We start from the raw sequence: 23,670 nt of genomic DNA on the forward strand, positions 1-23,670 counted from the left end.
TATTTCCTGTTTCGCAAGTCCGTTGCGAATTCAACTGGTGTCTGGTAATCCAGCGATGAATGGGGACGGCACTCGTTATAATCCTGCCGCCAGTCATTAATCGTTTTCCTGGCATGAACAATATTCCTGAACCAGTGCTCGTTAAGCACTCATCGCGTAATCGCCCGTTAAAAACTCTCAATAAATCCGTTCTGATTCGGTTTGCCTGGCTGGATAAGCCGCAGTTCCACTCCATGCTCAAAGGCCCATTGGTCGAGCGAGCAACAGGTAAATTCCGGGCCCTGATCGGTTTTTATTGTCGTCGGATAGCCCCGAAACAGCGCGATGCTGTCCAGAATACGCGTGACCTGAACGCCTAAAATACCGAAAGCAGCGGTGATCGTCAGACACTCCTTCGTGAAATCATCCACACAGGTCAGGCATTTGATCCTGCGAGCACTGGCTAATGCATCCATAACGAAATCCATCGACCATGTAAGGTTCGGCGCATCCGGGCGCAGAAGCTGAAACCGTTCGGTCGCCAGTCCTTTACGGCGTGGTCTGCGTTTTACGCTCAGTCCATGAAGGGGGTAAATACGGTATACCTGCTTGTGATTGACATGAAGGCCCTCCCTACGCAGCAACTGCCAGATGCGCTGATAACCAAAACGTCTGCGTTCAAGCGCCAGCTCAGTAATACGCCCTGATAAATGTGCATCAGCAGCCGGACGCTGGGCATCATAACGGCAGGTCGACAGGGACAAGCCTGTAAGCCAGCAGGCACGCCGTTGCGACAGACCGGTCGCATCAAACATCAACACCACGGCTTCCCGCTTCTGGCCTGTCGTCAGTACTTTCGCCCCAGAGCCACCTGAAGCGCCTCCTTATCCTGCATGGCTTCGGCAGGCAGCTTCTTGAGCCTGGCGTTCTCTTTCTCAAGCGACTTCAGGCGCTTAACCTCGGGCACCTCTATACCGCCATACTTCTTACGCCAGGTGTAAAAGGTGGCGTCGGAAATGGCGTGCTTACGGCAGAGCTCACGGACAGAAACCCCCGACTTAAGCCTCGCGGATGATACTGATGATCTGTTCGTCGTAAAAACGCTTCTTCATGGGGATGTCCTCATGTGGCTTATGAAGACATTACTAACATCGCGGTGTATTAATCAACGGGGAGCAGGTCACAACGAGGGGGACTTTCCACCGCTGGGGAAAGCATCCTCTTTTTTAGAGAGGAGAAAGACCATGATGCCCTTCTATGAAGTCAAGCCTTGGGAAGCTGTTTAGATCCCCAAGGCTTTTTAACACAGTAATCTTGTCCAGTACTTGATCGTTACTTTTGGCGGTCAGATAATAAATTTCGGCCCCAAGTTGATGAAAAATATTGTAACGTCTTTGTAAGACATCACCTCAATATTTAATAGCATCATAGAGATACCTCTGTGCGCTGTAGCCAGAAAGGTAAACCAGCAATATCGGGGATAAGGTGGTCGTCAGGCACTTGGTGCAGGACAGCATCGCTGCGAGTGAATTTACCAGTGCCTACCAGCAAGGCGGTCATTTTCGCTTTTCTTGCCCCGGCAATGTCGGTCAGGACATCATCACCCACTACCAGCACCTGTTCGTGCGTCAATCCCATTGAACACAACGCGCTGAGGAACATTATCGGTGACGGTTTTCCGGTAACAACAGCCTCAGTTCTGCCTGCGTATTCCAGCGCGTGGGCAAACGCACCGCTATCAAGCCAAGTTCCTCCGTCGCGAAAGTACCAAGGATTTTTATGAAATACAACCAGGTTGGCCCCGGTGCGCAAGTAGTTAAAAATACGATTAAGCAGTGGGTAGTTAAACTGATGATCAAGATCGCCGAGTACCACAAAGTCGGGCTGATCTGCGGTCTGAGCGATAGTGTTGAAAGTGGGCTGCAACGCGTCGGGTACGGCTATAAATCCTTTTTTCCCGTCGTAGTGCTGCTCAAGGTAGTAAAGACACGCGGACACTGACGTTTGAATCTCACTTTCATTGACCTTGATCCCCTGCAGGCTAAGCTCAGACGCCAGTTGTGCGGCGTTGCGGCTGGTAGTATTGCTGACAAAACGAAGTTGATAACCTGCACTACGCAACGTATCGATAGCTTTACCCGCTCCGGGCAGGGCTTTACCGTTAAGTAACAAGGTTCCGTCAATATCCAGAATTACTCCGTAATATTTCTTATTATTCATCGCTCTGCCTCCCTTAGCTCATGACAAATCAATAGTATAGTTCGGCATACATCAGAATAAATTGAGAAAATGCTCAGGGAAGTGGGAGGCAGAATTAGCAGCACAAAACTGAACAGATATCCGAGTAACAATAACGTAGGCATAACGAATGCTAGTGGCTCCATGCTATTCGTTCAAAATAAAGGTTTTGATATCATACATCTGCATCACCGGCGGCCGGTTTCCACTGTGGGTGGTAATCAACGTTCCTTTGAGGTCTGCGAGTAGGCTGTAACCACAGTGATCGCCGGCTTTGTCGCTGCGGGTGCTAAGTTGGGGTGACGTACAGGCTTTAACTCTTACTCCATCTGGCGGTAATAAAAACCAGCTTGTGTCAAACGACTGTTGCCGCGAAGGAACGGGTAAGCGTACTACCTGGGCATTCGAAATGCCGCAGTCGTCGAAAAAAGCATGGATTTGTGCGAATACCTGTTCGGGATCGCACCCATCGCGAATTAACAGGGTACCGTTCTCTGCCGGATGGTAGGCGACGCGGGTGGTAGAGTAGTCAATCTTTCCCTGATTATCAAAAGTCAGCCAGCCCTGCTGGGCCAGATACTGATTCAGATAGAAAATCGCAAAAATTGGCTGCATCCCGTGATCAGAATTGATTACCAGCCGCTCACTGGCACGGCATTGCTGTTGTAACGCCGCTACCACGCTTTCAGCCCAGACCATGATCTGCATGAAATAGCGCTCGATTTCCGCATCCTGATCGGACAGCTTTTCAATATTGAGGATTTCATGCAGCGCCAAATCTATCACCGGGTAGTAGCCTACCGTAAGATCGGCATCGTGTTGCGCAAAACTTGCTACTAACTCGCGATAGAAACTTTGATGAACACGCTCCAGGCTGGCGAACAGAATAGCCTCAGCTTTTCCATCGCCGCCAGAATCTCGCTTCATACCCAGTTCACCGTTGCGATACTGCTTTGCCAGACTGAGATGACAAAAATCTGTGCCCGGTGGTGTGCCTGTAGTCGACGGATGCAGGCCGCTGCGGTAGTAACGGCTCTTGCCTAGTAGAGCTCCTTGTAATGCTCCATTATCCATTTCGAAAGACATGAGCGTTAACGTGGCGTCCACCGGTGGCGGCAGCAAAATATCCGTAAAAACACCCTGCGCCAATCGAGTGCACACGTGAACCCCGGCGCCACTCACCTCCAACTCAGCTGCGAATGATCCCGCGGGGCGCAACTTCAAAGTCAGAAGATGATCATCAATGGTGAGTAGTGTCGTATCGTTAAAGATTCGGGAGTCATAGCCTGGACCACTATATATATCGCTGCGTGCCACCAGCATTGAACCGAGCCGGCTCTCATCGACAAACGGGATATGATTGAGTCGGACACGCTGGCCTGCTCGCGCATAGCTTTCCCAGATCATCTCCAGCTGGGCGGGCCAGCGGGTAAAGCCGTTGCGAAAGGCGCCAGCCTGGTTACCGTCCGGCGTATCGAATCCGGTGATCTGGTGTTCTGTGGCGGGCTGTCCGCTCCAGATGGAAAAGAGTGAAGGTGGCGTTTGGCAATTGGGCCACAGCGGCTCCAGCGGGGTGATCGCGCCCGACTGCATCAGTTGACACAGGACGGGCGTGGTGAGGGGGTCGAGATATTTATTCAATAAATGAAAGGGCAGACCATCGATCACCGCCCACGCCAGGCGGGGTAACGGATTATTCATCGCGCCTCCTCAGGAGTTGCCTGACAAGAGCATTGACGCTTTCGCGTAATGCACCGAGGTCACCGTTGTTATCAATTACGATATTAGCTTCTATTGCTTTTATATCTTCGTCCAGTATCGAGCTGGTTTGTGATTGTATATCTTGACGGGCATGAAGACGCGCGCGTCGAGTAGCATCGTCGCACTGCACCCGAATAACCACATAGCCATGGTCGGTTAAAGCTGGCCAGTCAGTGGTTTTGTCGCGCAGGTCGTCCGTTAAAATCACATCGGCATGGTTATGTTCAAGGCGGGCAAACAGATGGTTGATCAATGCTCGTGGATCCAGCATCCGCAGATTATCGGCAATTTTTTCCATTAGCTGCTGATGCTGTCCATCCGCACTGATGGCTTGCCCCATTTCCGTGAAATAGGCTTTCTGCAGTCGATATAGCGGCTGGGCCAGTTTCTCAATACAGACGCTCAGGCCGTGCTGACTGAATGACTGTTTTAACAATTCGGCAGTGGTGCTTTTTCCGCAACCGCTGCTAGCGACCAGCGCCAGACGGATCTGCATACCCTGCTGTAATCGGGCGGTTAATTGTGGGGCAGGGATGACTCCGGATAGGTTGAGCCAGCGGAGAAGGTACAGCCGATCACGGACGTGCTGATGGAGGCTCCTTGTAGAAGTATTTTGTTCAGGGAACGACAGCCCGTGCCAAGTAGCAGTTATGAAATTCAGCGGATTTTCAAAGAGATGGCTGCTGTCCAGCTCGCGCTTTTCGCGCGAGTTGAGAGCGGTAATAGTTGACGTATTACTCAGTACATTCGGTAGTACAATCGTGGACAGCGTGGCGGAACGCAGCAAAGATTTGTCTGTGGCGCTTTGAAACAACTCCGGTGCAAACAGAAACTTGTCCTGGTTATCGGCGACGGAGAGGGGCGGATGACTTAGCGAGAGCCCCATTCTTTGACAAAGCTCCGGATGCTGGCGCAAAGATCCAGCACCGATATGCGGGTAGTCGGGCCAGCTTCGCACCCGGAGCGCATCCTTATGAATATCGACCAGCAATTTATCGCCGCTGAAATAGCGGAAGGCGCTGGAGGTTACCAGATTGAGCATGGTTGAGGTTTTTCCGGCCCCCTTTATACCGCAAATAGCTACCACAGTACCGTTGATGCACGACTCTACCCCGGACGCGTGTAAAATCACACTCCCTTTCGCGACTTCAACCGCCAGCAGGTAGTAACGGAAAAATTCGATTACGTGGATAAAACTCTGCTGATTGACGTACATCTCCATCTGCGTTCCACCACGCTGCCAGCAATAGCCGGTTTGATCCGACTCATGCCAAGCGACCTGATGGCCATCATTAAGCTCACCTCGGTTAAGAGTGAGGTTAAATATGCTGGCTGTACTGTGGCGAATTGCACAGGGTGTAGTGCAGGCAGCTTTCCAGCTAGCCGGAAAATCTGCATACGGTCGCAGCATGAGGTGCAAATCCAGTTGGGTATCGTCAATTGTCTTATCACACAACAAAAAAGCTGGCGAAATAAACGCAGTCAGCCGCTGAAACAGTTCGTTGCATTCGGGATCAAAAGCTACCCTGACATTCAGTTTTTTATTGCTGAACAGTACCGATTCGATCATGGCCTACCCTCTTGCCGGTCCTGAAACTCTTTCAGAAATGTTAGTTTTGAGTAATGGCTTTTCTCAACATCGAGTCCTTGGGCTTGAATGAAAGATTCAGCCGCTTGTGCAAGCGCATTAAATCCACGGTAGATATTGTTCTCATCTGGCTTGCCGCGGGTTTTCAGGTATTCAATTTCACATTGTTGCAGGCGACCAGCTGAGTCATAAACATCGTTGATTCGGGAGTCTTCAAAATTAAGTATATATATATCGCCAGTTGGCAGATATTCGCAGGCAACATCCAGTCGCACTCGGCGCCAACGCGGCAGCGGATTGAGTGGTAGTTCAAAGAAGTGAGAAAGCGCCTCTCCGGCGGGCGTGTCGAGACTTTGGAAATGGTAGTTATGCTCCCCGTGTTCAAGCGTGTCTTCCCGATAAATTTTTTTCTTGAACGTTACCACCGGCTCGTCGAAACGGACTCGCTTCTTACGACTCCAGTGCATCACCGAGACAAAGCCGGCAACTCGCTTTTCGTTAGGAGCGATCTCGAAGAAATCGTTGTCATAGCTCCAGTGCTCAATTTCGTCACCCAGATGGGGACGAAAACCGGCGATCTCTCCATCCGCCAGCGCGGCGTAAAAGCGCTCATTCAGCGCGTAGAAGTTATAACTTTGTTTAATGTTAAACTTTTTCTCCAGTTCCGTACCCGGGATGCCCTTCTCGTAATAGCATTCGAAATTGTTGTTATTCAGATAGTGTTGGTGGAACTGAGCCACCAATAAAGGGAAAAGTTCCGCCCGCGTAATGTGCAGTGGAAACCCTTGATGCGCCAGAAAATGGGTAACCCAGACTTCCACCCTGTGCACAAGGTGGGTCAGTAGCCAATCGCCGGTTGTGGTCGAAATGATTGCTAGTGGAAGGAAGTCGGCGGAGAGGTTGGCTAGCACTACGCCGTCGACCGGATCGCCGCTGGGGTGGTCCAACACCGGCCCGGCCAGTGCCCGCAGATCGTACAGAACGCTTTTGTCGCCGATGGCCTCTCCTTCTGACAACTCCACAACGTAGAGCGACTGTTCTAAAGGAGAAATATATTCATCGTGACGGATTTTCCAGCTTCCCAGAATTACATAGTTAGCCATGCGTCAACTCCTGCCGGGTAAGGGCCAGATGGGTTTCACGAGCAAAATCGAGTTTTGAGTAGAGATTTTGTTCAAAGGGTATGTGCTGTTGTTCGAGGAAATTTTTGACCCAAGCACACACCTGTTCAAATTCTTCCATCACATTGTGGTAATTGAACATGGTACGCGAACGGCAATATTCCACCTCACACTGCGAAAATGCGTAGCGGGCGGGATCCTGCAAGCTGCGGCAGATATCGAAGTAAACACCGTAAATGTTACCAGTTTCCAGCGATTCAAAATTCACATCAAAACGTTTACGCCGGAACGGCGCCAGACGTTTAACCTCTCCGCCAGCCATCTCACGGGCTTTGGCTTCAAACTGTTGGCGATCGACGGAAATATCGTATGAAATACTCTCTTTACGTAGCTCTGCGTTTTGCGCGAACCACTTCTGCTTAACTGCTACTTTGCCGTTGGTTTGAGGAATAAACGAAATATAGCCCTTTGATGATGGCTCTAGCACTTCAAAAATATGATTGTCATAATCGAAAACCTGCAGGCTCATATCGAGTTCAGGTATAAAACCCGCCAGCTCACCACGCAGATTGATTGCTTCATATAACCGGGTATTTAATTTCCATGTGTCTGGAATACCTGAAAAGGTAAACTTTCTTTCCAGCTCCATATCGTGCTTCCAGCGCGTGTACCAGCAGGTATCATTCAACAAATGGCGGTACTTCAGTAATCGTGGATAGGCAACGGCGAGCGCAGAGGTGCAGCGCTGCCAGTCACTCACTACCGCCAGCGACGCAGTGCTAACCTCAGCATACTTGACCATCAAGGTTCCGTGCCACGCGGTATCATTAAAATGATACAGGTGCGCCCGTTGATTCCTGGAATCCATACGGATAGCCACTGCTGGCATGACATCAGCGCAGCGAAATGGGATCGTATTGCGGGCAAAGATAGCATCGAAATGCGCTTCGCTGGCCCGTTTAAGCTGACGGTGATGGTGCGTGAAGTAGTGAAACTGATAGGGCGCTGGTGCGATCGAATAACTTCCCTGTTGTACGATTACCTCACTGGCAATCAGGTCGTTTTCACAATGGAATAGCGCGTTATTGCCTCGATTGCTCGCGCTGTCATCGCACTTTAAAATCACATCTGGCTGAGTCACCATGGTGCGTGGCGCAAAAAACTCACCCGGCTGAAACAGCAAGATAAAAAGTTCGTTATCCATGATTATCACCTTAATGAACGGAACTGGCCTTGAGTAAACAAGGGTCGCCGTGTCGGGTGGCGCTGAAAAGCGTCTCGTCACATACCGCCGGCAGTTTTTTTTCGCGCAATAAAATCCCCAAGTGGCAGAGCAGCGAGCCTTTCTCAAAAACAAAGCCCGCCGCCCATGGGATCAGTGAGGCAAGTGCGGCATAGGGGCGATGGGCGAAAATGATCGGTGGAGCAGGCAATTTTTCCATCTCCTGCACAAGTGTCGAAAAAAGATCACCGTAAACCGATGCGTCAGGTACGTCTGTGAGGCTCATTGACGGTGCAATGCTATAGCTTTCAATCTGTTCTGTCTGACTGATGTGGTAGGCGGGACCACGTGCATAACCTGGCGACATTACGCGACCGCTGCTGCTAAGCGTCAGGTACGTATCACTAACGTTGGAGTAGTCGAGTGCATAAAGATGGCCCTGAGCCAGTACCCACTCGATCTGGACTTCCCCTAGCGCGCTCAGCACATCGGTCGTGACTCGCTTCAGCAGACTAATATCTTCTTCGGTCAGTACGTTTGTCTGCTGGTTGTCGCCCAGCGTCAGGATTTGACTGACAGCGCTACCTCGATTAATCGCCATCAAGCCATCTGCCGACAGTTCAGCCACAAGAGTTTTGCCTTCAGGTGTGGTGACCTCACGGGTGATGAGCCCATACTCGCCCTGAATAAAGTCACGAATGACCATCGTATAGAGCTGACCTCTTACCGTCATCAACTCGCTAAGTTGCGACGTTAGTGTTGATTTATCAATAATTAACTGGCGCACGCTGTCGGAAAAATCCACCACCACCTGCTGTTGATGAAAGTGCTCCAGAAGCTGCTTCTGTCGCTGGGCATCAGTCAGCCCGGCGTGATTCACCCGCAAAATGATGGCGCCTGGTTGTTTTTTTTGATGAAAATACGCGATATCGGTGAGAGGTTTTCTTTTCTGATTGAAGTAGAGGGCGTAGGCAGGCAATGTGTCGATCACTTCAGCGGGTAAATCGCCATAGAGTGGCCAGAACTGAGCGACTGGGGTGCTATCATAGGCGGTGATCGTTATATTGGTGACCGGACGTGCCTGCAGCAGCCAGACGGTTCCAGCCTCACAGGCCCACTCGATATCAACATGGCTATCCAGCAATGCGCGGGCGGAAGCTACAATGTTAGCTATCTGGGACGCGGCGTCACGCTGTACTTGATGGTCACTGTCGGAAAGTAATTGCGCTGGCTCTTGCTGCCCAGACACCAGTCCTTCACCCAGCCCGGAAACATATTCAATATACAGACTCTCTTGTCCGGTCAGAGGATGGCAGCTAAAAGCTACGCCGGAAAATTCAGCAGCAACCATCCGCTGCGCGATAATATTTACCGTGTCGTTATCGTTGTCGTTATGGATATTGCGTTTCTCCATTACGGCGCGAAGAGAATAGAACGAGTTGAATACAGTAATTACTGCGGACTGGACATCTTCAATGGAGCGCACATTGAGCACTGACTCATAAACACCAGCAAAACTCTTCTCATGCAAATCTTCGGCTAAGCATGCAGAGCGTATGGCCAGATCGAGTTCACCGTCGACATAGCCCAATTCGCCAATAAATTCTCCAATCTCGGACACAGCATGTTCTGACCAGCGTAGTTCTTGTAGCACGGCATTGATTTTTTTCATGTCCTGAGTCAAAAATGCGCCGGAGGTGATAGCAATATTGCGTTCAATATCGCGTAAAGTGGCTTTAACTGTGGAAAAATTATCCAGCCAACGAGCTAAATGGCTTTCAGTAATTAATTTCATCGCGGGTACCGGGTGCTGCTCGGCGAGCAAAAAAATATTTCTGAATTTCCCAGGTAATGTAACACTCTGATCGTTTATTAACGTACTCATCAGGGCTCCTCTTCATGATGTACATCGGGTAAGGTATTCAGGCTTTTAATCATCTTCTCGTTGAAATCAAGATGAATGCGGGTTTCAATCGGGCCTTCGGCACTTTGATATTTGCCGTTATACAGTTCGATCTCGCCAGATGTATGCCAGAACATCATCTGGCCAATATTCATGCCGTAATACACCTTGATCGGAAGAATACTGTAAAGCTGGATTGTCCAACGGCCAATAAATCCGATATCGCCCAACGGGGCAGACAAATTTATAAACATTCCCATGCGAGCTACCGACGATCTGGCCGCGTAAGTTGGCACAAAGCAGGTACTGCCAATAACTTCAATGGTCTCTGCCAGATAGAGTTTTCTAGGCTGTAAAATATAACCATCGTCGCCAAGTGTAATAGTATCTACTGGATTCTCCTGAGCAGGATCAATCACTTCATTGCGATACACCTTCATAGAGCGGCCAAGACGAAAGTTATAGCTATTGGGATTTATGTTTTCAGGGAGAAATGGTGAGATAATAATCTCTTCGCTCTTGACCCTTTTCTCAATTTCCTTGCCGGTAAGTATCATTATGTGATTCCTGACGGTTGAAGTCCTGATATATCCTTGAAGCCACGACGTTTTTTGATTCGCAATAACGTCCCTGATAATTGGTCAGCTCGCCGTAATTCTCCCAGAAACAGATCTTGCCTATTTTCATTCCCGGATAAACCACGACAGGTTGCGCAACGATAATTTCTAGTGTCCAGTTTATAATCGCACCAGTGTGGCCGAGTGGCGCGCTGGTTTGAATAAACATGCCACAGGCAGCGGTAGAAAAGTTGGCATAAAGTTCACTGGCGCAAATTGAACTTCCCATTTTTTCTATCGTGGAGGAGAGATAAAAATGTTCAGGTTTTAATACATAACCCGAGTCAGGGATTTGGATGGTGTTTGTCCTCAATGGGCGATGTGGGTCGATTATCTGGCATTCATATTCAATTAAACTATCACCCAGATGAAATGAGTAGGAATTGACGTCCAGATCGGAGGTGTTAAAAGGAGAGATAATGATATCACCTTTATTCAACAGTTCCTGTATTCGTCTTGCGGTTACGATCATTTTATATTTTTCCTGATAAATGAATTGTTAAGCCCGTCTGTTCGAAATGCGAAATTTATTTATAACAATTGATTCTATTAAATTAATCTCTGGTGTCCTGCTCAGATTGAGAGGGGGATGCCGACGATCGCTTCACATCGTTCCCAGATGGTCTTTACCTGTTCGCGCGGGTTATCCGGCTGTGAAACGTCTATATTCAGCCTGCCAATAATATCGCCGGCCGATACGCGATCTCCGACCTGATAGTAGGTCTCGAATAACAGCACCTTGATAGATAAGGCTCTGATGTCGCTCAATACCGGTAGCGCTGAGATGATGCCCGGCTGCCTGGCCTCCAGCCTCAGGGACACCACAAAGCGGCCTGCCGGAATGTTGGCAACCTCCGCTGGCTGCTGCAGATGGATGTTCAAAACCTGATCGTGAATGTATTTATTGGTTAAAAAGTCATACAAATAGGGCATAGAACCACCCATTAACCGTGGGTTGGCTTCGACCAGCACCGGGCCATGTTGAGTTAGGATAAATTCAAAATGAAAGACTCCTGTCTCGAAGCCTAGCGCTTGTGCGACACGATGCACATAGTTGAAACATTGTTGTTGCACGGCGGGTGAGAGGGTACTCGGCATAATATTACCCAGTTCAATGGTGGCATCGTGCGTCGCCTGAATGCGCTCTGAAATCATAAAGTCATAAAACTCGCCGTTCGCCAGCGCAAACTCAGCCGAGAACATCGGTCCGGTAATAAATTCTTCAAGAATAAAACTCTGCGAAATACGTCCTTGCATGATCACTGAAAGGTTCGCATATTCGCTGCGGATTTCGCTGACCGCAAAGGCTAACTCCTTTGCCGAAGACACTACTTTGGCCAGCAAGCTTTCGCACGATCGGGTCGGTTTAACCATCAGTGGATATGGCATGCCCGCACTTGCCGCGATGATTTCATCAACCGAGTCAGCTAGCCTGAATGCTATCGGGCTGAGTCCAGTGCGGCCCAGTATCTGCCGCATCTGGTATTTATCACGCGCGGCGAATACCGCATCGGGAGTTGTGGAGGCTACACCCAGAGTTCTGGCTACGGAGACCGCTGTTTCGAGCGCATATTCATTTACCGTTATGATGGCGTCAAAAGGCGAGGTGCGATGAACCTCTGCAAGACACTTTTTGACGTCGGGATAGCTGGTGCTGTCGCGGACGGTGATGACTGTATCCAGCGTGGAAAAAACCTGTTCGACGTAATCGTCCAGTGTGTACATATTATCCGTAGCTGAACGAATAAAGGTGACCGTATGCCCCAGCTTTTTGGCCCGTTCTAGCATACGAATACCGAGTCGGTTTGAATCAACAACTGCAATGTTCGCCATTTATACCCCTAAAAAAAATGTGAAAAAAGAGCGATGCCCTCAATGATAAATCTCATGTAGCACGCTACGGTGGCCAAAAAAATATCCGGTATTAATGACCATGTGATCAGAAAACTGCTTATCGCGCAGCAGAAGCCTGGAGAGTTTCTGTAGGTTGTAAAAGGGGATGTTAGGAAAAATATGGTGCTCAAGATGCAGATTAATATTAAGCGGGGCAATCAGGGCCCGTTCCAGCAAATTTACCTGGATGCTGCGGGCAAAAAAGAGCGCGCTCTGCCCGCGTCTGCCGGCGTGCTCACCCAGCGACCGCATGCGCAACAACGCCGGTAGAAAAAACCACATTGGGATAACCCAGTAGAGCAGATAAAACCTGAACAGGTGGAAAAAACTTAGTAGGCCAATTAACGTGGCGATGAATAGCAGGAAAAGTCGTCTTTCAGCCTTATGCAAGGGGTTACGAACAAACAGTTGCGTAACGCCAAACGTATTGATTGACCGCAGTGACTTCAATCCGTTAATGCCTGTGAAATCCATCAAAAGCAGTAGGTAGAGGGCTTTACGAGAGGCTGGGGGGGTCGCATCTAAAATGTCGGGATCATTCTCTGTATTGGTGTGAATATGATGCTGGTGATGATGGTGACGATAGAGACGGATACTCATAAATAGCGGAAACGCCAGCAGCAGGTTGGCCAGAACGTCATTCACCTTTGGTTTTTTATACAGTAGATGATGTGAGGCATCGTGAAATAGCACCAGCAAGGCATGCTGGCGCCCAGCAATAAACAGAGCACAGATAAAATAGACCCAATATGACTGAGAAAAGTAGGCGACACTCATTAACAATATCAGCGCGATCCATGTTGCAGTCAGGCCAAGCGTTGCCCTGAGCGGGTTTAGCTTTTGCAGTTTTCGGTACGCTTCCCTAGGAATAGCTCGGCGTATCGCCGCAGGTTGATGATTGTCCATCGTTGAAACTCCTATAACCAGTTATCGATTTCATCAATCTGATACCCCATGGCTTCAGCCATATTCGCAATATCTTGATTGTCTAAAAGGGGTAGCAGCGTCGTTTGCCTGGATACCCAACGGCGATTTTTTGCCGGTTTGGTGCTATTGACCACCTCGTTATGGCTGAGGGATGAGGAGAAATCTGCGTCTTCCGGCAGATTTATTGCCCTAATTACCTTCAGCAATAACGACTCTCTCGACTGTGCCGAGCGAATAAAATCTTCAAAATGACAGTGCAGCCACTGTTCATTAGGAAGAGGAGTGGCACGACAAGCTTCGATTGTCCGATTCGAATCAACCCACTGTTGACCAACTACGTCAAGCAGGTTCTGATGGAGGGCCTGTTTCCAGCCTGGGTAAAGATCAAAACACCAGCCGGCGGCAAAATGGTTGGGCGAAAAAATGTCGCTGAGATCGTGTTGCCAGAAACAACTGTGTTTCCAGCCATCCAGCAGACCGTTACAGGATGAGAGTGGGTTACGCGTCAGGCGGATGATATTCAGCGGGCGATTTTGAAACAGATTGCGTAACAATTCAAAACGATAGGGGTCACTCGAAGCTTTAAGTAAAATTGAGTCAACTTGACTATCGTGCGTTAGTAGCTTTCTCGGACGCGGAACTACAAACGGGGTGATCTCAATCACCGGAGTTATTCCTGCGTGACGTAGGGAAGGCCAGTGCTGGACAGAATCATCGCTGAGCGTATACCCGTCGTAAAATTCACGCTTAAACCACTGATATTGTTGTTCAAGTTGTTCAAATACCAACTCATCCAGATAGCTACCATTATCAGAGTCCGAAGCAGCAAAGTGCCTAGTGGCTGTTAGCACCCGTGCTACCACGTCATCCGGATTAATGTCGCAGGCGCTCCACTGCAGGGGCAGACGATAGGCCCATTCCCAAGCATAGCGGAGCTGTTCCTCATGGTTAGGTATCAGCACCGGCTGGTTAATAAAGGCCCGGCTAAAAATCATATCCAGCAGTTCAGCATTCTGTTTAGGCGATAAAGGACGATTCAGCGACTCCTCTTCACCACCGTAATCGGGGTAATTGAGACCAAGCAGGGTGAAAAATAGGCGATGCTCGCCCGCGAGGGTAAGAAAAGCTCGATGTTTCGCCAGAGCTGCTTTAAACGGGCTAGTGCCACCACGTGGACTGCCTAACACCAGAGTAACGGGCAACCGATCACGCAAGCTCGCGAGTTTTTCGCTTTCTTCTGGAAATAGCGACTTTATCCGCTCACGGGTTGAACGCTCTTGCTGCAACAGATGCTGAATTCGATTTGAACGAGTCATTGACTGTCCTTATTGGCATGATTCAACAATTCATCATGATGATCGTGTATCCAGTAAGAAATGATGTTGTCGATATAGGTGTCTGGGTGAGGGGACTGCGTCGATATTCCGAGCGGATGACGAACGTAATCGGAGGTGAAATAAACGCCGTAAATGCTCAGGATCTTTTCAAAAGCACGGAAGTCTCTGAGGCTAAGCTGTTCAGGTTTCCATGTAGTCAGCGAGCGCCGCAGAAAATTCCACCGACGCAAACTGATTATTGGGGTTTCTTCGATCTGGCTGATATTGTGTGTACGGTAATAGGCGTTCAGCCTTGATTCGGCAAGCCGAAGAAGCTGCAGGAAAGTGATCTTATTTTCTGCACCGGCTGCCGCAATAACTTCTCTTGGTGCCTCACCGGCAAGCTGTTCATTAAACAATACCAGCAGTTGCTGAATGACCCAGTCCACAGGCACTAAATCAAGCGCTACCTGTGCATCACCTACCATGAAGGGGGGCGTAAAGCGGGTTAAAAACCGCAAAAGCGGATAAATGCCATTGTAGCCACTAATCGCACCGCTACGGGAATCCCCAACCACTAGGCTACAGGAAAATAGCGAAAGTGGAATATTGTCAGTTGAGGCCTGTTTGGTCAGGCAGCATTGTGCCAGGTATTTGCTCTCTTCATAACCATTTCTGAACGCCTGCTGGCTATCTGCATAAGCGGTGGAAATATAGATCATGCGCGGGTAGCTGGCGCAGCTTTTCAGTAGCTGATAGAAGCGTAGGGAACCGGTGACGTTGATATTCATCAGCTCTGCGGTGGTTTTATCCCATGAAACATCGGCCGCGGCATGAATACCGATGGCGTGTTCTGAATAACCAATTGCGCTTAACGCCTGATGTGTTGAGATATCTGATGAGAGGTCGCACTCAACGTAAATAAGCGCAGATGGTGATTCACCGAGGCTGTTGCGCAGCTTTTCAAAAGCGGTGCGGGTTCGGAGCAGGCAAAAAACAGGCATGCCAGGAAAGGACCGCCCCAGAGCACTAACTAGCGCGGTGCCCAGTACGCCAGATGCGCCGCTCAAAATAATCGCCGGTTGACTAGCCATGATTAGCGTTCTTGTGCCACGGCAACGCTATTTTTTTTAATAGCTTGCAGCATCTGGAGGCTGTTAGCACGAATAGCTCGTTCGCCAATCGGATTAAGAATGTCTGCTAGAGAAGGAATGCCAATATCGAATTCAATGGTCAGGGTAGCAATAACATCATCACCGTTATCGGCTAAGGTCCACTCGCCTTGCCAGGTTTCCAGATCCCCATCAATCTGCTCGAACTCAATACGAAAGGGAGGATGTAAATGGTCACGCTCCGTCCAGGTAAATTCACTGCCATTAAGCAGCACATTCCAAGCAGAGACCATACTATGGCTGGCTATGTCTGAAACGGTCACTTCAACAACATCGTCCATTAAATGGGGATAGCGGGCAAAATCGATCAGTGTGGGCCATACATCGCAAGCATTAATATTTTCCAGCGTAACGCAAGTTGTAATAACAGGCATAAGACGTATCCTCTGATTATTCGTTATTTTTTAGCTGCCATGCCGTTGAGATCGCCTGAGACAAAATATCAACGGCTAACTGAATTTCTTGTGGTGTCGCCACTGCGGGTGGATAAATTCTCAGCACCTGCGGCGTGCTTAGGCAGAAGCTGACAATCAGGTTGTTGGCAATGGCTTCCAACACCACCTCACCGCACATATGTGCATCGCAAAATTCAATCCCGATCATCAGCCCAGCGCCGCGAATAGCGACAATACTGGCGTGCGAGCTTAGCGTCTTGTTCAGTAATCGCTGCAGCAGGTTGCCATGTTGATTGATGGTTTCAATAAATCCAGGGGCGGAAACAATATCGAGCACTTTGCAGGCAACCGCGCCAGCCAGTGCCCCGCCAGCATAGGATGAGGCGCTGATAATCGGATCACGTGCCGCATTGCCGAATTTCTGGTTATCGAAAATCACTGCCGAGATCGGATAAATGCCGCCGGCCAGTGTTTTACCCACCACCACGGCGTCTGCCCAGGGAGCTGACAACAAATGGCCGCTTCGGCCAAGCCCGCTCTGTATTTCATCGCTGATGTAACGAGTTTCGTGGTCCTGACAGAGCTTGTAAATCGCCTGCATGTGTTCAGGTGCCACAGGGCGAATACCACCTTCGCCCTGAACTGGTTCTACATACACCGCAGCCACATCGCACTGTGCCAGTCTTTCTGCGATACCCGCGATATCGTCCGCATCATAAAAGCAGGTCATTCTCTGCTCGGGTGCTGCGGCGTGCTGGTAGTAGCCATCGCTTAGTTGTAGAGCGCCATCTGTACGCCCATGGTAGCTGTGCCTGAGCGCGATGAATTTTTTACGGCCTGTGGCAATACGGCACATCTTCAGTGTTATCTCGATGGCCTCCGAGCCGGAGTTGCCGAATATTACGCCGTTGCGATCGCCACCCTTAAGCTGGGACAGTTTCTCGGCTGCGAGCAAAGCCGCTTCATTGGCGAGCGTCTTAGTCGACAGGTTCATGCGGGTTATTTGCTGTCGCACGACATGGATAATCTCGGGATGGCAATGTCCGAGTAAATGAATGCCGAAGGAGCCAAAGTCGAGCAAGGTTCGTTGATTCGTGTCTATGACCAAGCTTCCCCGCCCCTCGTTTTCAAAAGCCTCCAGGCCGGAAAGCTTGAGTAACAGAGAGGAGGGCCTGCCGAACACCTTGGCATATCGCTCAATAAAACTGGTGGTCATCATTAAATGTCCTGCATGATTTTTTTCAGGAAGGCTTGATCGATGCCCAGCTCATCACTCAGTTTTGACCATGTACGAAGTATCCTGATGACCTTCACTTGATTACTGGCGATCAGCGGATCGATAATTTCCAGCGGATACTGGCTGACAATTTGCGCCCAGTGATTGACAATCGGCGCGGAAGACAGCGCGTTATTCGCTAGTCCATCCAGTCCGGTGCGTTCAATGAACGTCTGCTGGTCAAGTTCGGCCATGCCGGAAATTCCATGCTCAACTGCATGGGCCAGCCGGTGTGTTGCAGAGAGAGCTGTAGTGCAGTAATGCTGATCGATTTCAGTGATGTAATCGGCATAGATAAGATGTAGTGACTGCAGCAGAGGGAGATTATCCATAGCACCTTCAAGATCTTCGATAATCGGATATCCCTCTGCCATCAACAGCCAAGCGACTTCAATCAATTGCTTAGCGTGTTGCTGAGGTGTCGTTGTCGCATGCCAGCAACGAAAAAAATAGGGATGTGTTGCGGTCATTTTTTCACCTCGGTCAGCAACATGTTAGCGCGTAAGGCCCGGAGTATTTCGCTTGCTTCGCTGTCATTCAGATAGCTGATTTCGCTGAAGTCGATGATGCGATCCATAATCTCACTGTTAAGCAGGCAAACTTGGTTGCGGGTAAATTTTAAGGAAAGCGTTACGCTGATTTTCTGGCTATAGGCGTGAGTCGGAACCAGTTGCAGGCCCTGAAAGCCCAGCGTCTGGTCGTGACCTAGCCAGTAACAGAAACGATCGCCTAGCACCTGCACGGTGGTATACTCTTTCTCACTGAGCGGCTTGCCAATCAGGCGATAAAGAATGGCGAGTTGCCCGGATAGGATGTCATCAGAGAAATTATTATCACAGTTGGAAAGTACTTTTTCCGAATAGCTATGCCAGCGAGTGGTGATCCATTTTTTATTGGAATATACATACCCCGCGCGGCAGAGCAGAACATCCATGATGGCGAGAACGACATCGATGGCATAAATTACGGCGGCTCGGGGTTCCCGGCTTTTGAAGGCAAGTTGTAGCGCCGCATAGCTCTCTGCGAAACTGAGTAGCGCTTGGCAGGCCCAGAGTGCAGAGAGTGGCGAAAGATAACCAGCAAAAGGCATTCCCTGATCGATACTGAGACCATTTACAACTCTTTCCAGATACTTCTTTTTGAGCCTGAAATAGTTGTCCCAGTTTGCGACCCGCAGAGCAACTTCGGAAAGCGGTACTGTGGTCAGTGTGGTTAAGGCTTGCAAATCATGCTGTAGATCTTCATCACTGATGGCGGCAATTTCGCAGTGATTCCCTGCCATATAAAATTGAGTTGCCATGCCGCTCGACAGTTCTTGTTCAGGGATAATTACAATCAGATCAATATCACTGGTCGCAGTCGCGCAGCCCTGTATCGGGGAACTGGTAAATAAAACATGTTTAGCGTTGGGATACTGACGCTTAGCATAATTCGCCAGTTCGTAAGCAGAAATATCTCTTTTCGCGGCGAATTGCTCGAAGTTGTTAAGAAAACGTTGAGATTGATTTTGTATAAAATCGTCATCAATAGTAGCCATGGTCGATGAATACCTATAAATTTCAGTATGTTAATTTTCAGTTGGCTTTGCTTGCTACCGCTAATTTAGGAATCACATCATTTTAAAAAAAAGTCAACATTAAATTTCTCTTGAAAAATGGCCATTAGACGAAATTATTTTAATCCATGGAGTATTATTTTTTTTCATGATGTCCTGGGCTCCAGAATTGGAATTGTTAAAAATTAGTTATTTCAGTGATATATGGATAGTTTAGGGTTTTTTGACGTATGTGAGTTTATGTGATTTGATTAGTGGTCTATGCAAACTTATAAAAAACCTTAGCTTACAATGAAGCGAGACAACGTGCTGGTCACGGCAGATTATCGAACCTTAACCGTACTACTTGGATCTTCATTATTTTTGACGGTGGCGAGAGGCTTGACGTTGCCTTTTATTTCTCTTTATCTGCTTAATACTGGTGGTTACAGCTTTTCAGTTACTGGCATCGTTCTGACCTGTTCAATGGTGACTGGCGTGCTTTTTGGTATATATGGGAGTGCATTAACGGATCGAATTGATAATAAAAAAGCTTTATTAGCAGCCACGCTGGTATTTGGCATTAGTTTTTGTCTGCTACCGCTGAATAACAGTATCATGTGGATTGTTATTTCATTCACCTTGGTTAACTGTGCTTACCCTGTGATTTCCACCGCGATAAAAAAGCAACTTTCACTGATCTCTGATGCTTCGGCCAGAAGTCGCTATTTCTCGCTTAATTACACGTTTATTAATATTGGCTGGGTGATTGCTCCTCCGCTAGCAGTATGGCTGGTCACTTTCAGCGCTAGTCTGACTTTCTTTCTCTCAGGTGGAATTGCGTTAGTCACGGCGTTATTGATTGCCTGCCTGTTAAAAACCGCACAGAGTGATAACAGATTGATGGCCAACAAGTCGAAGCCTAACGATTTTATGTCGGGCGCAATGGGAATGGCACTGAAAGACCGACGGCTTATTTTGTTTACTCTTGGATCGTTTTTTATCAGCTTTGTTGTTGCCCGGTTTTCCAACTGTGCATCCCAGTACATTACCTTTAACAGCGGTGAGGATCTCGCCTATGTGATTCTGGGGATTATCACCCCGGTTAATGCTATTGTGGTGGTGACGTTGCAGTATTTTTTAGGTTCAAAAGTCAACCAGGGCAATCTGGTGAGGGCGGTATGGCTGGGCGCGGGCCTATATATTATTGCGCTGGCTGTATTTATGGTTTCGAACGTGCACATTTCAGGCTGGATAATGGGAATGGTGGTGTTCAGCATCGGTGAGATTATTCTCTCACCGGTTGAGTATGTTGCGGTGGATGCTATTTCATCGGATGAGCTAAAGGGCACTTATTTTGGCTTGCACAATCTGTCGACGCTAGGTGGTGCAATCAATCCTTTGATCACCGGTTTAATGCTTGCTCATGGCATGCCAGAACTGCTATTCCCTCTAATGATCGGTTGTATGTTGTTCTCACTGTTATGCTACGGTTTTCTGGTTCCCTGGACGGAGAGGAGAATGCATAAATTGTCGCGGTTAACCAAATCGATGTGATAGCGATAGCAGTACCAGGGTAATCATCAATAAGAGCAATAGCATTAAGAGTCTACAGGCACCCCAGAACGCATAATTAATTCGGTGGCTGAAATAAAATAGAGTGCTATTAAAACTGACGGCAGCAACACAATAACCCGCGGAGGAAAGTAGCAGATCGCTGTTTACATCAACAAGACAGGCGAGAGTGATGGCGCAGGGCAGCACAACATCAAACCATATTCCGTAGTTGGCTAACGAAGAGGAAAACGGTGTTTTTTCCGCGCTATCTGTGGTCAGACGTTTTGGCGGACTAAAAAAAACAGACGCTGCAAAAAGGATATAAAATACCATTGTCGCGATGATTAACTGGCCTGACATCCAGAATCGCCAGACAACTGCAAAGCATAACAGGGTCAAACTAAAAACCACATCAGCTAGGTTCTGTTTTAGTAAAACGTTTTTATCGGATTTTCGCAGTAATGATTGCGTACGGGGACCAGGAGATAGTGACAGCGAAAGGTATAAAATTATGCCATAAAGTAAAGCCTGCATTATTCACGGGTCCTTAATCAGTCAGCTCATAATGTTCCGCTGCTTAATTCTGAAATCTTAGTATATCATGTATATCGCGAAAGGAGAGTGTGGTGAACAGATTTAAACTAACGGGGAAAAGTTTGTTGACGTTAAATGAGTTCTCTACCGAAGAGCTCGATTTTATTTTAACGCAGGCCAGTGAACTTAAAGAAAAAAAAAGAAACCGGGTATTTGATGAGAATCTAAAACACCGAAATATCTGCGGTATTTTTCTTAAACCTTCTGCCAGGACCAGCACGTCATTTGTGGTGGCCTGTGCTGATGAGGCAGCCAGTCTTGAATTTTTCCCCGCCGAAAATATTCGTTTTGGTTATAAAGAGAGCGTGAAGGATATCGCAAAATTGCTGGGACGGAATTTTGATGGTATTGCCTTCCGTGGCTTTGATCATACGGTTGCTGAAGATCTGGCGCGCTATTCGGGTATTCCTGTATGGAACGGTCTTACCGATGATCACCACCCAACCCAGCTTCTGGCCGATGTTTTAACCATGCAGGAGGAGTTTGGCGAGCTGGCTGGATTACAGGTTGCCTATGTCGGCGATGGCAGAAATAATGTTGCCACTTCGCTGGCGATTGGTGCGCTTAAGTTAGGATATCACTTGCGAATCGTCTCGCCAGAATCACTGTTACCTTCAGCAACCTTAGTCGCGCAAATTAAAGCCGATACGCCAGAAAGTTGGGGAAGCATCTCGTTCACTTCCTCAATCGAGGATGGGGTTAAAGACGCTGCGGTGATTTATACTGATGTCTGGGTATCGATGGGTGAAGAAGATAAAATTGAACAGAGAATCAATTCACTCAAAGCTTACAAGATTACACAGCAGGTACTTGATATGACTGGTCGGAAAGATACGATTTTTCTGCACTGTCTTCCTGCTTTTCACGATCTTGAGACTGAAGTGGCGCGAAATTTCCCCGATATCCGAGAGGTGGATGACGATGTTTTTACTGGTCCCCAAAGTCGGGTATTCGAGCAGGCTGAGAATCGCATGCATACTATTAAGTCGCTGATGATCGCCACAATTAATTGACAACCGGCAGAGGAAAATAAACGCAATGTCTGGATAATAGTCTGCTAATTCTGCATGACTGGCGGTCTGGTTTTGACATGCAATGCTAACACCTAGCCTGCTGACGCATAGCTGGACAAGCGTTAATTTTTTAGATTCGCCATCATCAGGTGGGGGGATGTGAGCAATTTTGATTAAAAATTTTAAGCCTCGCTAGCGCCGGGCGTTTGGCGATTGGCACGACGCACAACGATGATTTTCCGCTTGTGCTTACAAATAGACTGCAGCAATGCGGGGTTGATAACAATCAATCAACCTCATAACGCTTTAGTACAGAAAACCTTTTCAACTCGGAAAAGGTTTTTCTGTTTTGATTACCGTGTTGACCTGCGCAGCACAAGCATCGGTCAATAATTACAGAGTTTTGCTAAAGTCTTATTGTTATACACCTGAAAGAACCGCCATCATCCCCCTGAGAAAGATGCGCTCTTTTCGTTTCAACTGACATCAATAATTAGCAAAGCAAGTACTTGAAATGCCTCGCACAGAGCATGAGGAATCAGCTCAAGACTTAATTGCAGAGCTACTGTTAAAACATCCAAATAAGGATGAAGTAGAAAACTCTTGAGGTATGTAAGTCGACTAAAATTGTCTATGCCTACAGGTTGATTACATTGAGCTCAAAGAGCTAAACAAACGATTGTCTCTAGGGGCAGCCCCTAATGATTACGGCCATATTTGGCATGAATTAAAAAATTAATTATCATAATTATTGCACGACAAGTGTTGCTCCCATTACCCGTTCTGATAATGCAGTAGATCATTTTCGTCTTAAAAATTGTGTTAGTGATGCAACCAATCAACATGATGGTTATAAATGGTTGGCTTTCGACCGATTATGTGGTGAACGATTTTAATAGTGAAGCGCTGGTGATAGAAATTGACCTGAATAACCCGGCTCAGTGCGTCATCAGGGTACTGGACAGGATCGTGGAAAACCGAGGCTATCCGCTGAAGAAGCGGATATGGACAACGGACCGGAACTGGTCTAAATGGGGCTGGCTCAATGGACTTTAGAGCATGTAATGATGCTGGAATTTATTAAGCTGATTAAGCCGACGCAGAATGCCTTTATCGAACGATTCAACGGGACGTACCGGACAGAAATGCTGATTTTTATCTGTTCAGGATACTGAATGAAGCGAGGAATATTACGGAGCGCTGGCTGGGTGAATATAACACGCAGCGACCTCATAAATCCCTGAATAATCTGACGTAGGAAGAGTAGCGGTTGACGACTAAAAACCCGGAACTCTCAAAAAGTGCGTGGAACTAAAACAGTTGTGCTTACGGCAGATGTTACCTGACCAGCGGCAATGCCAGCGTCTTAGCATGGCTACAAGGAGCAGTCCTTTTGGGAACTGTTCTTCAAAAACGGACGGGCAGAGTTGTTCTAACAGGACAAGTCCGGCCTCATCCATCTCATCAGAAGTAGCGATCCCCACCTTGTTAGCCAAAACCTGCTCGCCAGAGTCTTTCTCAGGCTGTCCTTCGCTACTGGATGCATGGTATGGGCTCATGGGGA

Annotated in this window: 21 protein-coding genes and 2 pseudogenes; 4 read left to right on the plus strand and 19 right to left on the minus strand. The window is 48.2% G+C overall.

Features of this window, described 5'->3' with window-relative positions:
• The 17 genes and pseudogenes from FOV68_RS00005 to FOV68_RS00085 all read right to left on the minus strand — a co-directional run.
• Positions 1-1,091 (minus strand): annotated as a pseudogene (locus FOV68_RS00005) (IS3 family transposase); the annotation flags it as partial.
• 313 nt (positions 1,092-1,404) lie between these two features.
• Positions 1,405-2,199, minus strand: coding sequence for an HAD-IIA family hydrolase (locus FOV68_RS00010; protein WP_122458706.1), 795 nt, complete (start codon positions 2,197-2,199; stop codon positions 1,405-1,407).
• A 165-nt stretch (positions 2,200-2,364) separates the two neighbouring features.
• Positions 2,365-3,918 carry an alkaline phosphatase family protein gene (locus tag FOV68_RS00015; RefSeq protein ID WP_122458703.1) on the minus strand — a complete coding sequence of 518 codons (1,554 nt, stop codon included), beginning with the start codon at positions 3,916-3,918 and terminating at the stop codon, positions 2,365-2,367.
• Positions 3,911-5,548: a dephospho-CoA kinase gene (locus FOV68_RS00020; RefSeq protein ID WP_122458701.1), complete on the minus strand. Its 1,638-nt coding sequence runs from the start codon at positions 5,546-5,548 to the stop codon at positions 3,911-3,913. The genes FOV68_RS00015 and FOV68_RS00020 overlap by 8 nt, the downstream gene beginning before the upstream one ends.
• On the minus strand, positions 5,545-6,669 hold the full coding sequence (locus FOV68_RS00025; RefSeq protein WP_122458700.1) for a hypothetical protein: 1,125 nt from the start codon (positions 6,667-6,669) through the stop codon (positions 5,545-5,547). The genes FOV68_RS00020 and FOV68_RS00025 overlap by 4 nt, the downstream gene beginning before the upstream one ends.
• Positions 6,662-7,891, minus strand: coding sequence for a hypothetical protein (locus tag FOV68_RS00030; RefSeq protein WP_122458698.1), 1,230 nt, complete (start codon positions 7,889-7,891; stop codon positions 6,662-6,664). The genes FOV68_RS00025 and FOV68_RS00030 overlap by 8 nt, the downstream gene beginning before the upstream one ends.
• Positions 7,892-7,901: 10 nt before the next feature.
• On the minus strand, positions 7,902-9,794 hold the full coding sequence (locus tag FOV68_RS00035; RefSeq protein ID WP_143990124.1) for a PEP/pyruvate-binding domain-containing protein: 1,893 nt from the start codon (positions 9,792-9,794) through the stop codon (positions 7,902-7,904).
• The gene (gene dcd / locus FOV68_RS00040; protein WP_122458693.1) at positions 9,794-10,369 is read right to left on the minus strand and encodes a dCTP deaminase; all 576 of its coding nucleotides are present in this window, start codon (positions 10,367-10,369) and stop codon (positions 9,794-9,796) included. The genes FOV68_RS00035 and dcd overlap by 1 nt, the downstream gene beginning before the upstream one ends.
• The gene (locus FOV68_RS00045) at positions 10,344-10,901 is read right to left on the minus strand and encodes a deoxycytidine triphosphate deaminase (RefSeq protein WP_122458690.1); all 558 of its coding nucleotides are present in this window, start codon (positions 10,899-10,901) and stop codon (positions 10,344-10,346) included. The genes dcd and FOV68_RS00045 overlap by 26 nt, the downstream gene beginning before the upstream one ends.
• 101 nt (positions 10,902-11,002) lie before the next feature.
• Positions 11,003-12,262 carry an ATP-grasp domain-containing protein gene (locus tag FOV68_RS00050; RefSeq protein WP_122458687.1) on the minus strand — a complete coding sequence of 420 codons (1,260 nt, stop codon included), beginning with the start codon at positions 12,260-12,262 and terminating at the stop codon, positions 11,003-11,005.
• 39 nt (positions 12,263-12,301) lie between these two features.
• On the minus strand, positions 12,302-13,228 hold the full coding sequence (locus FOV68_RS00055) for a fatty acid desaturase family protein (RefSeq protein ID WP_122458685.1): 927 nt from the start codon (positions 13,226-13,228) through the stop codon (positions 12,302-12,304).
• Between the two features lie 11 nt (positions 13,229-13,239).
• Positions 13,240-14,565 carry a hypothetical protein gene (locus tag FOV68_RS00060; RefSeq protein WP_143990125.1) on the minus strand — a complete coding sequence of 442 codons (1,326 nt, stop codon included), beginning with the start codon at positions 14,563-14,565 and terminating at the stop codon, positions 13,240-13,242.
• Positions 14,562-15,659 (minus strand): SDR family oxidoreductase, encoded by a 1,098-nt coding sequence (locus FOV68_RS00065; RefSeq protein ID WP_122458680.1) that lies wholly within the window; start codon positions 15,657-15,659, stop codon positions 14,562-14,564. The genes FOV68_RS00060 and FOV68_RS00065 overlap by 4 nt, the downstream gene beginning before the upstream one ends.
• A 2-nt stretch (positions 15,660-15,661) precedes the next feature.
• Positions 15,662-16,111 carry a type II toxin-antitoxin system RatA family toxin gene (locus tag FOV68_RS00070; RefSeq protein WP_122458678.1) on the minus strand — a complete coding sequence of 150 codons (450 nt, stop codon included), beginning with the start codon at positions 16,109-16,111 and terminating at the stop codon, positions 15,662-15,664.
• Between the two features lie 16 nt (positions 16,112-16,127).
• Entirely contained in the window at positions 16,128-17,351 is a 1,224-nt protein-coding gene (locus FOV68_RS00075) for an aminotransferase class III-fold pyridoxal phosphate-dependent enzyme (protein ID WP_143990126.1), read from the minus strand.
• Positions 17,351-17,878 carry a DUF6031 family protein gene (locus FOV68_RS00080; protein ID WP_143990127.1) on the minus strand — a complete coding sequence of 176 codons (528 nt, stop codon included), beginning with the start codon at positions 17,876-17,878 and terminating at the stop codon, positions 17,351-17,353. Before FOV68_RS00080 ends, FOV68_RS00075 begins: the two co-directional genes overlap by 1 nt.
• Positions 17,875-18,945, minus strand: coding sequence for a DUF6001 family protein (locus FOV68_RS00085; RefSeq protein WP_122458671.1), 1,071 nt, complete (start codon positions 18,943-18,945; stop codon positions 17,875-17,877). The genes FOV68_RS00080 and FOV68_RS00085 overlap by 4 nt, the downstream gene beginning before the upstream one ends.
• 309 nt (positions 18,946-19,254) lie before the next feature.
• Between FOV68_RS00085 and FOV68_RS00090 the strand changes: the two genes are divergently transcribed.
• Positions 19,255-20,499, plus strand: a complete 1,245-nt coding sequence (locus tag FOV68_RS00090; protein WP_143990128.1) for an MFS transporter — start codon at positions 19,255-19,257, stop codon at positions 20,497-20,499.
• Here the strand turns inward: FOV68_RS00090 and FOV68_RS00095 are convergent.
• Complete coding sequence (locus FOV68_RS00095) at positions 20,482-21,033, minus strand: hypothetical protein (protein WP_143990129.1); 552 nt, start codon at positions 21,031-21,033, stop codon at positions 20,482-20,484. The two genes, FOV68_RS00090 and FOV68_RS00095, sit on opposite strands and share 18 nt — an antisense overlap.
• Positions 21,034-21,125: 92 nt before the next feature.
• Here FOV68_RS00095 and argF point away from each other — a divergent pair, with 92 nt between their 5' ends.
• The 3 genes from argF (at position 21,126) to FOV68_RS24520 (ending at position 23,364) form a co-directional block, all read left to right on the plus strand.
• Positions 21,126-22,106, plus strand: a complete 981-nt coding sequence (gene argF, locus FOV68_RS00100; protein ID WP_122458667.1) for an ornithine carbamoyltransferase — start codon at positions 21,126-21,128, stop codon at positions 22,104-22,106.
• Between the two features lie 828 nt (positions 22,107-22,934).
• Positions 22,935-23,162: a hypothetical protein gene (locus FOV68_RS24515; protein WP_370513252.1), complete on the plus strand. Its 228-nt coding sequence runs from the start codon at positions 22,935-22,937 to the stop codon at positions 23,160-23,162.
• Between the two features lie 64 nt (positions 23,163-23,226).
• Positions 23,227-23,364 (plus strand): integrase core domain-containing protein, encoded by a 138-nt coding sequence (locus FOV68_RS24520; RefSeq protein ID WP_370513267.1) that lies wholly within the window; start codon positions 23,227-23,229, stop codon positions 23,362-23,364.
• 76 nt (positions 23,365-23,440) lie between these two features.
• Here the strand turns inward: FOV68_RS24520 and FOV68_RS24525 are convergent.
• Positions 23,441-23,665 (minus strand): annotated as a pseudogene (locus FOV68_RS24525) (cell filamentation protein Fic); the annotation flags it as partial.
• Positions 23,666-23,670 lie beyond the last annotated feature (5 nt).

This window comes from Pantoea sp. paga (genome assembly GCF_007558755.1).
GTDB lineage: Bacteria > Pseudomonadota > Gammaproteobacteria > Enterobacterales > Enterobacteriaceae > Pantoea > Pantoea agglomerans.